14 protein-coding genes and 1 tRNA gene are annotated in these 12,663 nt (G+C 65.1%); 11 read left to right on the top strand and 4 right to left on the bottom strand.

All coding sequences use genetic code 11. From position 1 onward, the window contains the following. Positions 1–46: 46 nt before the first annotated feature. On the bottom strand, positions 47–673 hold the full coding sequence (locus ACFY0P_RS43650) for a hypothetical protein (RefSeq protein WP_388927016.1): 627 nt from the start codon (positions 671–673) through the stop codon (positions 47–49). A gap of 278 nt (positions 674–951) precedes the next feature. On the opposite strand from ACFY0P_RS43650, the gene ACFY0P_RS43645 reads away from it, so the two are divergent. Together ACFY0P_RS43645 and ACFY0P_RS43640 are read left to right on the top strand one after the other, a co-directional pair. Next, a complete protein-coding gene (locus tag ACFY0P_RS43645; RefSeq protein WP_388927013.1) occupies positions 952–1,584 on the top strand; it encodes a hypothetical protein in 633 nt (210 codons plus the stop codon). A 52-nt stretch (positions 1,585–1,636) separates the two neighbouring features. Beyond that, positions 1,637–2,035: a hypothetical protein gene (locus ACFY0P_RS43640; protein WP_388927010.1), complete on the top strand. Its 399-nt coding sequence runs from the start codon at positions 1,637–1,639 to the stop codon at positions 2,033–2,035. Between the two features lie 360 nt (positions 2,036–2,395). On the opposite strand, the gene ACFY0P_RS43635 is transcribed toward ACFY0P_RS43640, so the two are convergent. Together ACFY0P_RS43635 and ACFY0P_RS43630 are read right to left on the bottom strand one after the other, a co-directional pair. Continuing rightward, positions 2,396–3,976, bottom strand: a complete 1,581-nt coding sequence (locus tag ACFY0P_RS43635) for an RNA-directed DNA polymerase (RefSeq protein WP_388927007.1) — start codon at positions 3,974–3,976, stop codon at positions 2,396–2,398. Positions 3,977–4,456: 480 nt separating this feature from the next. Beyond that, positions 4,457–5,197 carry a GntR family transcriptional regulator gene (locus tag ACFY0P_RS43630; protein WP_388927004.1) on the bottom strand — a complete coding sequence of 247 codons (741 nt, stop codon included), beginning with the start codon at positions 5,195–5,197 and terminating at the stop codon, positions 4,457–4,459. Between the two features lie 203 nt (positions 5,198–5,400). On the opposite strand from ACFY0P_RS43630, the gene ACFY0P_RS43625 reads away from it, so the two are divergent. The 8 genes from ACFY0P_RS43625 to ACFY0P_RS43590 all read left to right on the top strand — a co-directional run bounded on the left by ACFY0P_RS43625 (position 5,401) and on the right by ACFY0P_RS43590 (position 11,667). Then, positions 5,401–5,748 (top strand): hypothetical protein, encoded by a 348-nt coding sequence (locus ACFY0P_RS43625; protein ID WP_388927001.1) that lies wholly within the window; start codon positions 5,401–5,403, stop codon positions 5,746–5,748. Then, positions 5,748–7,070 carry an FtsK/SpoIIIE domain-containing protein gene (locus ACFY0P_RS43620; RefSeq protein WP_388926998.1) on the top strand — a complete coding sequence of 441 codons (1,323 nt, stop codon included), beginning with the start codon at positions 5,748–5,750 and terminating at the stop codon, positions 7,068–7,070. The genes ACFY0P_RS43625 and ACFY0P_RS43620 overlap by 1 nt, the downstream gene beginning before the upstream one ends. Positions 7,071–7,082: 12 nt before the next feature. Beyond that, on the top strand, positions 7,083–7,277 hold the full coding sequence (locus tag ACFY0P_RS43615; RefSeq protein WP_108014878.1) for a hypothetical protein: 195 nt from the start codon (positions 7,083–7,085) through the stop codon (positions 7,275–7,277). Between the two features lie 32 nt (positions 7,278–7,309). Continuing rightward, complete coding sequence (locus ACFY0P_RS43610; RefSeq protein ID WP_388926994.1) at positions 7,310–7,600, top strand: hypothetical protein; 291 nt, start codon at positions 7,310–7,312, stop codon at positions 7,598–7,600. A gap of 361 nt (positions 7,601–7,961) precedes the next feature. Further along, positions 7,962–9,335, top strand: a complete 1,374-nt coding sequence (locus tag ACFY0P_RS43605) for a replication initiator (RefSeq protein WP_388926991.1) — start codon at positions 7,962–7,964, stop codon at positions 9,333–9,335. Further along, a complete protein-coding gene (locus tag ACFY0P_RS43600) occupies positions 9,325–9,537 on the top strand; it encodes a helix-turn-helix transcriptional regulator (RefSeq protein WP_388926989.1) in 213 nt (70 codons plus the stop codon). Before ACFY0P_RS43605 ends, ACFY0P_RS43600 begins: the two co-directional genes overlap by 11 nt. Continuing rightward, positions 9,534–10,922: a tyrosine-type recombinase/integrase gene (locus tag ACFY0P_RS43595; protein WP_388926986.1), complete on the top strand. Its 1,389-nt coding sequence runs from the start codon at positions 9,534–9,536 to the stop codon at positions 10,920–10,922. The genes ACFY0P_RS43600 and ACFY0P_RS43595 overlap by 4 nt, the downstream gene beginning before the upstream one ends. A gap of 508 nt (positions 10,923–11,430) precedes the next feature. Next, positions 11,431–11,667: a hypothetical protein gene (locus tag ACFY0P_RS43590; RefSeq protein WP_388926983.1), complete on the top strand. Its 237-nt coding sequence runs from the start codon at positions 11,431–11,433 to the stop codon at positions 11,665–11,667. 297 nt (positions 11,668–11,964) lie between these two features. Here the strand turns inward: ACFY0P_RS43590 and ACFY0P_RS43585 are convergent. After that, positions 11,965–12,036 (bottom strand) — tRNA-Arg (locus tag ACFY0P_RS43585). A 173-nt stretch (positions 12,037–12,209) separates the two neighbouring features. Here ACFY0P_RS43585 and ACFY0P_RS43580 point away from each other — a divergent pair. Beyond that, complete coding sequence (locus tag ACFY0P_RS43580) at positions 12,210–12,653, top strand: response regulator (RefSeq protein ID WP_388926980.1); 444 nt, start codon at positions 12,210–12,212, stop codon at positions 12,651–12,653. Positions 12,654–12,663: the final 10 nt, after the last annotated feature.

Genomic DNA, 12,663 nt, shown 5'->3' with positions numbered 1-12,663 from the left:
GGAGATGTCAGCCAGAGTCTCTGCCGAGAGCGGCGGACCCCGCAGGTCACTCAAGCGGCACGGGAGCGGCGGGAAGCTGTTCCTTGTACAGCCACCGGAAAGTGCGGTCCGGTTCGAGGTGGGCTTCTCCCCAGTGAATGGCATGGATGCCGTTCTCCGCATCGGCCGTGAAGAAGACACAGACCAGCTTGGTAGAAGCTCCCAGCTCCTCGAACGCTTCGTGCAGCCCCAGGTACTCCTCCGTCGCCAGGCCGTCATCGAGGTCGAAGAGCCCCTCTGGCGACTGGGGCCCGTGTGCCCGGAACAGTCGACGCCGGGTGGGCGACGCGTTCGAAGGCAACCGGGCACGGTCAAGCGGCCTCGCCTTGTCCGCGTACCTGAAGGGGAAAAGCGCGTGATCGTTGATCACCGCATACTCGAACCCCCGCACGTCTCGCACGGACTCCCCCAGCTGCCGCGCCGTCTGCGCCAGGTACTCGCGCACCAGTCCTGCGAGGGCGACGCCGTAGGGACTCCGCTTCTTCAACCCCACCGCAAGATGTGCGGCATGGGCCTTCGCGTGCGCGTTGGCCAGTTGCATCGGCACAGCTACCGTCAGTGCGCCGGCATGCCGCCCGAATCTCTCGATCGACCAGGCCGACGGCTCTACCGGCTCGTCACGCGATACGGACATGCAGCGCCCCCTCCGCCAGGTCACCCCGCCTCTCAACTGTGTGACACGCACACAAAGCGCACGCAAGGGAGCGATCCGGCCACGGCGCGGCCACAGGTGCCTTTCCTCGGAACAGCCACAACTGATCACCCGGGTGAGGCCTGCGAGCAAGATGGACGGTGTCCGCCCGCTGACTGTGGAGGGTGCTTCCTCAGTGTGGATCTTCCCGGACATGTCCCCTACCGACTCTGTCTTCTGCAATTCTGGCCATAACAGTGTGTTGAGGAGGGAGTTACAGCATGGCCCCTGAGCTTCCATCAGGACCGCATGGGACTCACGAGAACCATGTCTCTGGCGAGGTCGGTGGCCCTGTTGTCCAAGCTCGCGACATCCACGGCGACGTCACCTTCCAGACTTCCGCACAGATGCGGCCTGAAATGCCGCTACACATAACGGGGAAGACCCGTCGCAGCCGCACCATAGACCTGATCTTTGAGCTCGGCGACGGTGAACGCGAGGTAATCGGTAAGCCGTTGGGTGCAGAAGTATACGTTGAGGCTCTAACAGCGCAGGCTGTAATTCTTCATAACATGCATCCTGTAGTTCTTTCGAAAAAACCTCCACGGCCATGCATTAGAGATATGCGGTATGGCGCTATTTTGATTCCTCGACAGTTCTTTACTAATCTGGATGACGAGTCGCCCACATTGAGGCCGCGCCCTAATGCCAGACCTGAACCATCTCCGGACTTTCCTTTTACTGTCACTTCGAGCGACCCGGAGATGTTTGTCATTTCCGCTATGTCCCGATACGAGGTGGAGTGGCATCTAGAACTGGAATGGTCAAGTGCCGGACAAAGTGGCGTTCTGGTGATCGACGAGAATGGTTCACCATTCCATCATCACCCCGATCCGCGTGACTACACCGATTGATCGGGAATTTCCTTTCGCGACGGGGTTTCCTGAATCATGCAAGGAGGGAAAAATGGATCCTGTCTCCGCAAGCCTGCTGGTAGCCATGGCCAACGGAGCGGCCGGAGAGGCCGGAAAACAGCTTTGGGAAGGGCTTTCACGGGTAATTCGGAGAACACCGGCTGGGGAGTCACGTGCAACCGACACCCTGGCGGGAGAGCTTGAGCTAGCTGCTCTGGAAGAGTCACCGAATGAGCTGGATCGAGCGCAGGCTCTGAGTGAAGCGCTCCAGCGGCGCGCTGAGAACGATGGGGAATTTCGGGCAAGTTTGCAGCAGTGGCACCAGCAAGCGCAGAATCTACGAACGGGCGACGGTGAAACCCGGAACATCATTAGTGGCGGCACCCAAAAGGGCCCTATTCTCCAGGGCCGCGATTTCTCCGGAATCAACTTCAACACGCCTGGTCAGTAACGTTAGCTGACGGCACTTCAGTTGCTTCGCCCACTGACGCAGCGGCCTGGGTTGGACATCGGTTGGTCCGGGGCACGTGCGCTGTCTATTGACCAACGGTCTCGATGTCCAGCGGCGCCGACGAAGCCCCAGGGATCTGAACTGGTCGGATGCCGTGGGCTTCTGTCGTTGTCGGTCGGCCCCGGACGGCCCAGATGCCCGCTGCCGGCCGCAGCCAGGGCGCTGGGCAGGGGGTGCCGCTGTTGAGGTCAGGGATGGACATCAACAGCGGCGGTTACCAGCCACCGCGGAACGAGGAGGTTGGCGGCTATTCCTGACGTGACGGTGTGCTCGCGCTACTCAGTGAGATTGAGTAGGAGATCACTCATTGGTCTCTGAGGCGACCCAGTCATAATCCGCAGCAACCTTGGGAGACGTAAAGTTGCCAGCCTCCAACCATGCACGTGTGACTACGTTGCTAGGGTCCTGCTTGATGGTACGCGATATCAGTGACCGTTCGTCTCGAGCATTCAGTAGAGCCAAAGCATAGACCCGTTGGAAAGTGGGTCTGGCTTCATCGTCGAGGCGTCGCCGAATGATGTCCTTGGTTGCTATAGGATCAATTCGGGCTAGACGTTGGGCTGCTACTGAAATTTGATGGATATCGGAACCCTTCTCAAGCCATTCCGACATGATGTCTTTGTATACGGGGAGCCGCTTTGTGCTAGGAATGGCCAACGCGAATTGAGCTGACGACCAGTGGATGGCAGCCCATTCAGTCGCTCGGTAGTCGCTGTACCAGTCGCAGTAGGGCATCAGCCTGTGCGGATCTTCCCTAATGGCGTCACGGAAGTATCTGCCTAGCGAGTCTGCAACGTGCGAAAGTTTTTCGGCAAACTCAAGCCATCGGCTGAAACTACCGTACTCCTTGTGCTTCCGCAGAGTCTTGAGAATCAGCTTGATCGTCGCAGGAGAATGGCTAAATGGCCTGTCTAGGGCTGCATTCTCTAGCCTCCTAAGCCATTCGATATCCATCTCCTCCACGGCAGCCTCAACGACATCTGATCCGTTCTCCAGTATCTCAATCCTCTTTTTCACTGGAATCGGTACTTCTTGAAGTCCTTCGAGAAGTACGTCATGACGGATCTCTTTTAGTCGACCCAAGCGGCTCTTTGAGGCGTTGGCTTCAAGTCCCAACTCTCTTACGCGAGACTGGAAGTCAAGAAAGAATTTGTAAAGGGTCGATTCATTCCCGGTAACGTAAATGTCGTCCATCCAGCGAACTGCACCAGTCAACTGCCCGGTGGACAATCTCTGTGAGATGAGATTATCAAGTGGGGCCATGTATCGGTTTGCCAAGATGGCGGAGGGCCAGCTCCGCTGAGGAAGTCCATTCCTGGAGGCGAGTTCGTCGTGAGATCGGATGATCTTTTCGATTAGGCGTGCTCCGGCAGAATCGCCCGCCTCCGAGTAGACGATGTCGACCGCTTTATTGACGTCTATCGATGCAAAGAATGACGTAATGTCCGTTTGGAGGGCATGGCCCTCCATCAAGTCTGCATTATGAAAGAAGGAGGAGTAGCTTTTCCATTCGTCACCATTATTGGATAGCTTCTTTTCGGTGCGCAGCCGCCAGCCGTAAACCCAGTCAGGCAGAGTGGCGTGAAGTTTTGAAGTCACCTGGGCTATTGCTGCGGCGTATACGATCCGCACGTCTAGCGACATCACGACGGCCGGACGAACGCCTAGTCGACTTTTTGGGACGACGGTGGGTTCGAACCTCGGCTCCCGGCGCAGTGTGATATTGCCATCACGGTGTACAATCTCTTGCCACGGAAATTCTGTGGGATTATTCGCTACCCAGGTTAGTTCAGGCCACCCCCAAGGATCGCGATACCAATCTCCATACATTTCCGTCTGACAAATATCGGCAGCCTTCTTGGCGTCGAGTCCGAAGTTCATTAGCCCCCCTGGCCCTGGACTGGTGGATAGCTCCTGTGCGACGGCCCCCTGTGGAGTCCAGGGTAATTTAGCGTCGAACTGAGGGAAGCGCGTAGTCATAAGTCGGATCGGGTCGGCGGCGTGGCGGCGGGCTCCGCGAGGTCGGTGGAACGGCTTTGGGCTGGAGCTGCTTTGGCGCGAGTGATCATGGCCCCGTAAGCTTCCGGCGCGTCGGGCAGTCTGTGGACCTGCCCGGTAAAGCACGACGTTGGGGCCATGATCTTCGAGGCTCGCGCCAAAGTGGCTGCCTAAAGCCGTGGAGCCGACCGGCCTCAGCCACAGAGGGTTTTCCTACCTCCGCCCGCATGCACGCAGCGCGCCGCCGGGCGCGGCCAGCCGGGGCGCAGACAGGAGGCAGGCCGCGCCGCAGAGGCGGCGCGCGCCCGCGCCGTGCGCGGGCTCTTGATCACGTGAAGAAAGTCTGAGCCACCAGCAGTCCGACTACAGCCTGAATGACAGCTCCAACTCGTCGCCCGGTAGGTGGAACTCCTCCAGGGCCAAGGGCTTGTCTGCCACCGTGAGCGTCACGCGCAGCACATGGAGAAGCGGCACCCCGTCCGCGAGCCGGAGGGCCTGAGCCTGGTCTGGCAGAGGCATGCGGGTGCGGACGTACTCCGTGAAGTGGAGTTCGTGGCCCAGATCGGCCAGTGCAGCGTAGAGCTCCGGTGCCGGCGGTGGGGCCTCCTCCTCGTACTTGGTGTCTACGAGGATCGAGAACGGCACGTATGTCCGGTGGAGTTGGCGGAGGTGGCCGTTGTCTGCCGTCTGTAGGGCGTCGTACGTGAACATCGGCTCGCCCGGCGGGATGCGGAGCAGGTCTGCCAGGGCCAACGGGGCGTCGGTCCGGGTGGCTACCGGCGGCTCGGCGTCGGTCCAGCGGATGCCGTCGGCCTCGATGTAGCGGCCGTCAGAGGCTCGGCGCACGCCGCGCGGGCGGGTGAGGCCGGGGCGGCTGTGGGGGGAGCGGGCGAAGGTGCCGCGGCCCATGATGGCCTCGACGAGACCGGATGCCCGTAGCTCGGCTAGACCCTGACGGACTGTGGGGCGCGTCACGCCGAACTGTTTCGCCAACGCTTCCTCGGACGGGAGCGGTTGGCCGGCCGGGAAGGTGCCGTCCAGGATGCCATCGCGCAGGTAGTCGGCGATTTGCCGGTACTTCGGCTGCGTGTTCTTCGGCGGCATGCGGGCCCTCCGTGGCCGTGACTTCTGCGGCTGTTCGTTGCTGTGGACGGCGTGCCCACGATCGTGGGCAGTTTCTCGTATCGCTAGGTCGGTTGACAACCCGTACTACGGGTCGGCAATCTGGTCTGCGTCACCCGTACTACGGGTGGTCTAGCAACCCGCAGGATTGGCCTGCGGGTGCCAGAGATGAGGAGAGACGAACAGTGGCAAGCCTTCCGATCGACACCGCGAAGTTCACGGGGATCATCTGCGCCGTGCCCCCGGCTCCGCGGGTCGCCAACCGAGAGACCGGACAGTTGCGGGTCGACCGCGAGACCGGCAAGACCATGTACCAGGTCGGCCTGTGCCTGATGGCCGGGGCGTCGGCCGATGTCGTGAACGTGAGCGTGGCCGGTGAGCCGGCCGGTGTGCAGCTCGGCATGCCGGTGGCCGTGCGGGACCTGGTCGCCACGCCATGGGAGAACGAGGGGCGGCACGGGATCGCGTTCCGTGCGGCGGAGATCCGGCCCCTGAGCGCTCCCGCCCAGGCGAGCAAGGGGGCCGGGCAGTGATGAAACTGGCCTCCACCACCACATCGGCCGGTGCGACCGGGTCGGGTTGGGTGCTGTTGGTGGCCGCAGTGCTGGTGTCGGGCCTGCTCTTGGCGGGCCCGGCCCTGCGCCGCCGTCATCCCGCCGCCTGGTGGCTGTTACTCGGCTTTCCGGTCGCCGCCTTCCGGGTCATGCGGACCTGGCGGCCCCTGATGGCCGGATGCGGGCTCGCCGTGAGCCGACGACCGGCGCTTACGGTCGTCTCCGGGCTCGTCGGCAACGGTGCGCCTCCGCCGCAGCCACGTGTGCCGCGTCGGGGTCTCATACGGCCGACTTCTGGCGGCTTTGTGTTGCTGGTCCGGCTGTTACCGGGGCAGGTGCCCGAGGCCTTCGTCAAGGCGGGGCCTGCCATGGCGGAGGACTGGGAGGTTCACGCGGTGCGGGTGACCTCCTGGAAGCCGGGGGTCGTACGGATCGTCGCGTCGGCGTCCGATCCGCTGGCTGCTCCGCGGGTGCCGAAGCAGCGGGGCCCCGGCCATCTGCTCCGGGTGGCCGTGGGTGTGCTGGAGACTGGGACCGCGTGGGTGGTCGACCTGCGGCGCGTGCCGCACTGGCTGATCGTGGGGGCCACCCGTTCCGGCAAGTCGACACTGATCAACGCGCTCGTGGCGGGCCTCGCCCCGCAAGATGTCGCCTTGGTCGGGATCGACTGTAAGGGCGGCATGGAGCTGTCCCTCTACGGGCCGCGGTTGTCCGCCCTCGCGACCAACCGTGAGCAAGCGGTCAGGCTGTTGGCCGCGCTGGTTGATCTGACCCTCGACCGCATGAGCGTGTGCCGGGCGGCACGGGTGCGAAACGTCTGGGGTCTGCCGGACAAGGAGCGTCCCGTCCCCATCGTCGTGATCGTCGACGAGCTCGCGGAACTGTTCCTCGTCGCGAGCCGCAGTGAGAAGGGCGAAGCACAGGCGGCCGGTACGGCGCTCATCCGGCTCGCCCAGCTCGGCGCGGCACTCGGGGTGTTCCTCGTCGTCGCCGGCCAACGCGTCGGCTCCGACCTGGGCCCCGGAGTCACCGCCCTGCGGGCACAGCTCGGCGGCCGGGTCTGTCACCGCGTGGCCGACCCCGGAACAGCCGAAATGGCGCTCGGCGACCTCAACCCCGATGCCCTGAAGGCGGCGCAGGCCATCACGCCTGAACAGGCCGGTACTGCCGTCCTGGCTTCCGGCGACGGCTGGGAACGCGCCCGTTCGCACCTGATCACGGAGGCGGAGGCGGAAGCCGTCGCCGCTGAGTACGCGCACCTGACTCCCGTCCTGTCCGAGCTGCACGTCGAAGCGCCGTGAAAGGGGCCTGCCGTGCTGGTGTCCATGTCCGCCGTTCTCCTGCTGGGCCTGCTGATCTGGTTCCTGCTGCGCATCCGGTACCTCCGGTGGGCCGACGCGCTGCTCTGCGGAGCCTTCGGCTTCCTGCTCTCCAAGACCGTGGCCGCGCCGTTCGCTCAGGCGTTTCTCGACGGCGTGAACGGCTTCCTCGGCCAACTCCGCTTCTGAAAACACCTGTTGGGAAGAGAAAGGGACTTCCTGTGTCCGAGTACGTCATCCGCTCCGGTGACCGGGCCGCGTTCATTGCCGGTCTTCGAGAGCTGGCGAACTTCCTGACCGCCAACCCCGCCGTCCTCGCCCCGCGCAACGCGTCCTTCGGCGTCTTCGTCGACGCGGCCGACACCGCGGCGCGCAGGGAGGGCGCGGAGCATGTCGCCGCGTCCCTCGGCGTGCCCGTCGAGGACATCGGCGAGGGCTACTACGACGCACGCCGTGACTTCGGTCCGATCGCGTACAGCGTCATTGCGATCCCGCCTAAGGAACGGCAGTGATCGCCCGTACAACGGGCTCCCGACGGGGCGCGAAGTCGCCAAACCCGACCCCGTCAGGAACCCACTCCATCCGCCACGTGAGCAGTGAAAGGAGCACTCACACTTTGTCCACTGCGCATCATTCGCGCAAATCTCCGCTGCCCGACTGCGACCTGAAGGGAGACGATCCCGAGGTCTCGGCCTGCGGGGGATCCGAACGTGTCGTCCTCGTCGGGCTCGACGACACCGAGCAGCATCTGTGCCCGGCGCACGCTGCCGCGGTCTGGCTCACGGATCCGACGTTCCGGTTCAGCGCCAAGACTCGGCCGGAGGCAATCTCTGCCGTGATGTGGCACGCGTTCGGTGGGGGCGGTGGTCGACGATGACCACGACGCTCGTGCCGGGCAGCGCTGCCGCTCTGGTCGCCAGGGCCTCGGAACCCGAGTTCGCCGCCTGGCGCCGGAACATCGTCCGCCTCGGCGGCTGTACCAACCCGATTCACCTCGTCGGCACGGCGACCGTCTTCGACACGACCACGGGCGCGGCTCTGTTCTCGTACGGGTCGGACGTCTACGGCGGTCGCCTGCTCACCGCATGCGGCAACCGGCGAGCGACGGTCTGCCCGGCCTGCTCGGCGTTGTACCGGGCGGACACGTACCAACTCGTGCGGGCCGGACTCGTCGGCGGCAAGAACGTCACGGAGGCGGTGAGCGGGCACCCGCGCGTGTTCGCCACGCTCACCGCTCCCGGCTTCGGCCCGGTGCACACTCGGCGGGAACACGACGGGCTCGTACGGGCCTGTCGTCCCCGTCGGCCGGGGGAGTGCTGCCCGCATGGGCGGCCGGTCGGATGCCGTACGCGCCACGCGGACGACGATCCTCGCCTCGGTGAACCGCTCTGCCCGCGCTGCTACGACTACGCGGGCGCCGTTCTGTGGCATGCGTTCGCCGGTCGGCTCTGGCATCGGTTCGGGCTGGAGCTGCGGCGGGAGGTTGCTCGGCGGGCTGGTCTGTCGCGTACGGAGTTCGGGGAAGTCGCCCGACTCTCGTACGCGAAGGTCGCCGAGTACCAGCGTCGGGGCCTGGTCCACTTCCATGGCGTGATCCGCCTCGACGGACCGGACGGACCCGACTCACCTCCGCCGGACTGGGCGACTACCGCACTGCTGGCGGAGGCTGTTCCGGTGGTGGCTGGTCGGGTGCGGCTTACGGCCCCGGGCGCGGACGTCGTCGGCTGGCGGGAGCTGCGCTTCGGCAGGCAGGTCGACGTACGACCGGTCACCTCGTACCGACGGGACACGGGGGAGCGGCCCACCTCCGCGGCGACCGTCGCGGGCTACATCGCGAAGTACGCGACAAAGGGAGCGGAGTCCGCCGGAGCGGTGGACGGCCGGATCTACGACGCGCGGGACATGGTCATGCTGCCCGTCCGGACGCACGTGCTGCGCATGATCGGCACGTGCTGGTGGCTGGGTGGCCTGCCGGAGTTCGAGCCGCTCGGGCTTCGTCGCTGGGCCCACATGCTCGGTTACGGCGGCCACTTCTCCAGCAAGTCGCGGCGCTACTCGACCACGCTGACCGCTCTCCGGCAGGCCCGTGCCGATCACCGTGCGGAGCAGCAGCGGGCGTCCCTCGGTCTGGCTGACGTCCCGACCGTCACAGTTGGCCAGTGGCGTTATGCGGGGCGCGGCTACTCGCCGGCGGGGGAGCTCCTGGCCGCTTCGGTGCGGGAGGGCGGTGGTCGTCGTGGTGCGTGACAGCCGTGCGAAGACGGGCGAACTGCTCACCGTTCGGCAGGTGCTCGACGAACTGGGCGGCATCTCCCGGCGCACCTTCTACCGCTGGCGGGAACTGCGCATCGCCCCTGCCTGCATCCGGCTGCCGAACGGGGAGCTCCGGGTTCGGCGGGACGTGCTCAACGACTGGTTGGAGGAGCGGGCGGAGGGGGCGGCATCGTGAAGTCGTACAAGGTCGTCATCTGGAAGCTCAGTATCAACCGCTCCGCGAAGAAACCGACGTACCTCGTTCGCTGGTCCGTGAACGGCGAGCCGTTCCACGAGTCGCACAAGACCAAGGCGCTCGCCGATCGCTTCCGGGCGAAGCTGCTTCGGGCGGCGGACAAGGGCGAGCCCTTCGACACGGTGACCGGTCTGCCCGACTCCCTGCGCGGGGGTAAGGCTGCTCTGTCCCTGCTCGAACTGGCGGTGAAGTACATCAATGCTCGGTGGTCCGAGGCCTCGGCGAAGCAGCGAGACAGCATGACCGATGCCCTGGCAACGGTCATGCCCGCGCTGGTCAAGTCGGTCCGTGGGCGTCCTGACCCGGCCGATCTGCGGCGGGCGCTGCGCTCGTACGTCCTGCCCCCGCCTCGGAGGGAGCGCGAACGACCCGAGGAGATCGCGGCAGCAGCGAAATGGATCGAGAAAGCGTCGCTGCCGGTGGCTGAGCTCCAGGAGATCACCCGCGTCCACGACCTGATCGACGCACTTACGCGGAAGCTCGACGGCAAGCCTGCGGCGACGCAGACGTACCGTCGGCGGCGTGCGGTGGTCTTCAACGTCCTCGAATACGGGGTTGAGCTGGAGGCGCTGCCCTCGAACCCGCTGAGCCGAGTGCGGCGTAAGAGGGGGAAGCGAGCGGTGCAGGAGGTTGACCGTCGGGTGGTGGTCAACCCTCGGCAGGCGCGGGAGCTGCTGGCGGCCGTCACGTACGTCGGTGGCTACGACCGGGCGAGCGGCCGGCGGTTACGGGCGTTCTTTGGCTGCCTGTACTACGCGGCCATGCGCCCCGGCGAGGCGCTCGGTCTGCGACTCTCGGACTGCACGCTGCCGGAAAAGGGCTGGGGCCGAATCGACCTGGCCGAGACCCGGCCCACCGCCGGTAAGGCGTGGACCGACTCCGGCGAGGCGCACGACCGGCGCGGCCTGAAGCAGCGGGCGGACGGCGAGGTTCGCATCGTGCCGATACCGCCACCGCTCGTGCGGATGCTTCAGGACCACATCAAGGAATTCGGTACCGCGGACGACGGTCGACTGTTCTCCAGCGAGCGGGGCAATGTGATCGCCGCTTCGTCGTACTCGCGCGCCTGGAAGCAAGCCCGTGTCCTTGCGTTCCCACCCGAACAGGTCGCCTCTGTCCTGGCGGCTCGCCCGTACGACCTCCGGCACGCGGGCGTCTCCCAGTGGCTCAACTCGGGCGTTCCCGCGCCGGAGGTGGCGGCTCGCGCCGGTCACTCGGTGGACGTCCTTCTGAAGATCTACGCCAAGTGCATCGACGGCCAGGAGCAGGAGATGAACGACCGGATCATGCAGGGCCTGGGGGAGGAGGACGAAGGCTCAGACTGACGGCACGATCGTGACCGATATAGGGAGCCCCGGACCGTAAGGTTCGGGGCCCTCGTGCAAGGCCATGTACAGACGGCCACTGCGACAGTTCCCTGGACAGCCTGGTGTACCTGCGCCATCCGGCTCAACTACCCGGTGCATCCGCATACTTGCTGTCGCCCCGACCGTACACGCTTGCGCTAACATCGGCGCAGGAGGGTGAAGGTGCCCCTTCAGGCCTGCCTCAGGCTCAACCAGGTTGAGTTGCAGGCCACCAGGGTCTTGTTGGGAGCTTTTGAGTCCTGACCGCCATCATGGGCTGACGCACAAAGCGGGCAAACAAGACTCGTTCGTATCGAGCGCCGCAGAGGACGGCGAAGTAGCTCCAAGGAACCCGGGCTGACCTTCAGCCCTCCCGAGAACATTCGCGTGCAGTGCGTCCGCGCTCGTGTCTCGGTCCGAACCGAAGGGTTCGGATCGAGGCTGCCTACGCACCCGATCCGGCCCATGACAGGGAAGGTAAGGATCGGTGGACGGCGCCGCCTTCATCATCATCATTCTCGCCATCGCTGGCGTGGCCTCTGCGCTGCTGTATGCCCTGAAGGGCATCTTGGATCAGCTCCCCGACGTCTTCGACTCGGCCCGCCGTGCGGGCGACGCGTGGAAGCGTCTCAGGGGAAAGCCGGAGGTGGTGACCAAGCCCGACGGGCCGCCCCTCCCGGTGGCGGACCCGGAGGATGACGAGGAGTCGCCCGCCGCCGCATAGCTGGCGGGCATACATTTGCCGTGTCTACTGACGCGACGACGGGACCGAATATAGGGGAGCCCCGGACCGGGAAGGTTCGGGGCTCCCATGTGACCGTCCACGTGTAGTCCACAGGGCCATCGTCGGTAGGTCGGAGAATGGCCACTCACCTGCGGAAAGACTCGCCAAGATCATTACGTCATCATTACGTGATCACTGGCAAGCGGCTGCTTTCGGCGGCGTCCGGCTGCACAAACAACAAGACCCCGCGCTCAGCCAACTAGCTGGTCACGGGGTCTTTAGGCACTTCATGCGAAGTGCCCCCGGCAGGATTCGAACCTGCGCACACGGCTCCGGAGGCCGTTGCTCTATCCCCTGAGCTACGGGGGCGTCTGGCGTTGAGCTGTTGCTCGCGGCGACGGGTAGAACACTACCAGCTCGGTCGGGGTGATCAGGAACGGGTTTCCCGGGGTGGTCGCTCGCAGGGGGCGGAAGTCGGGAAAACGCGGACGCGGTGGCCGGTCCGGACCTACTCTCGAGTTGTGCCAGGGGCGTCGGGTCGGGTGCTTGTTGTGGACGACAACAAGGTCATCCGGCAGCTGATCAGGGTCAATCTCGAACTGGAGGGTATCGAGGTCGTGACCGCGGCCGACGGTGCCGAGTGTCTGGATGTCGTTCATCGGGTGCGTCCCGACGTGATCACTCTCGACGTGGTGATGCCTCGGCTCGACGGGCTGCGGACCGCCGCCCAGCTCCGTGCCGATCCCCGGACTCACGATCTTCCGCTCGCCATCGTCAGTGCCTGTACGCAGTACGAGGTCGAGACCGGTCTTGACGTCGGCGTCGACGCGTTTCTCGCCAAGCCCTTCGAACCCGCTGAACTCGTCCGGCTGGTACGGGAGTTGATCGGGCGGCGGCGAGGCGGGGACGAGGGGGACGGCGGAGGCGTCAGCGAAGAGGTGCACTTCTCGGGGGAGCGGGCCGGGGGCAACCCCGCGTATCCCTGATCTCCGCTGT

The sequence above is a fragment of the Streptomyces sp. NPDC001714 genome, from assembly GCF_042892755.1.
Lineage (GTDB): Bacteria > Actinomycetota > Actinomycetes > Streptomycetales > Streptomycetaceae > Streptomyces.
The sequence above is the reverse complement of the archived record's forward strand: the minus strand, read 5'-3'. Positions and strand labels throughout refer to the sequence as shown.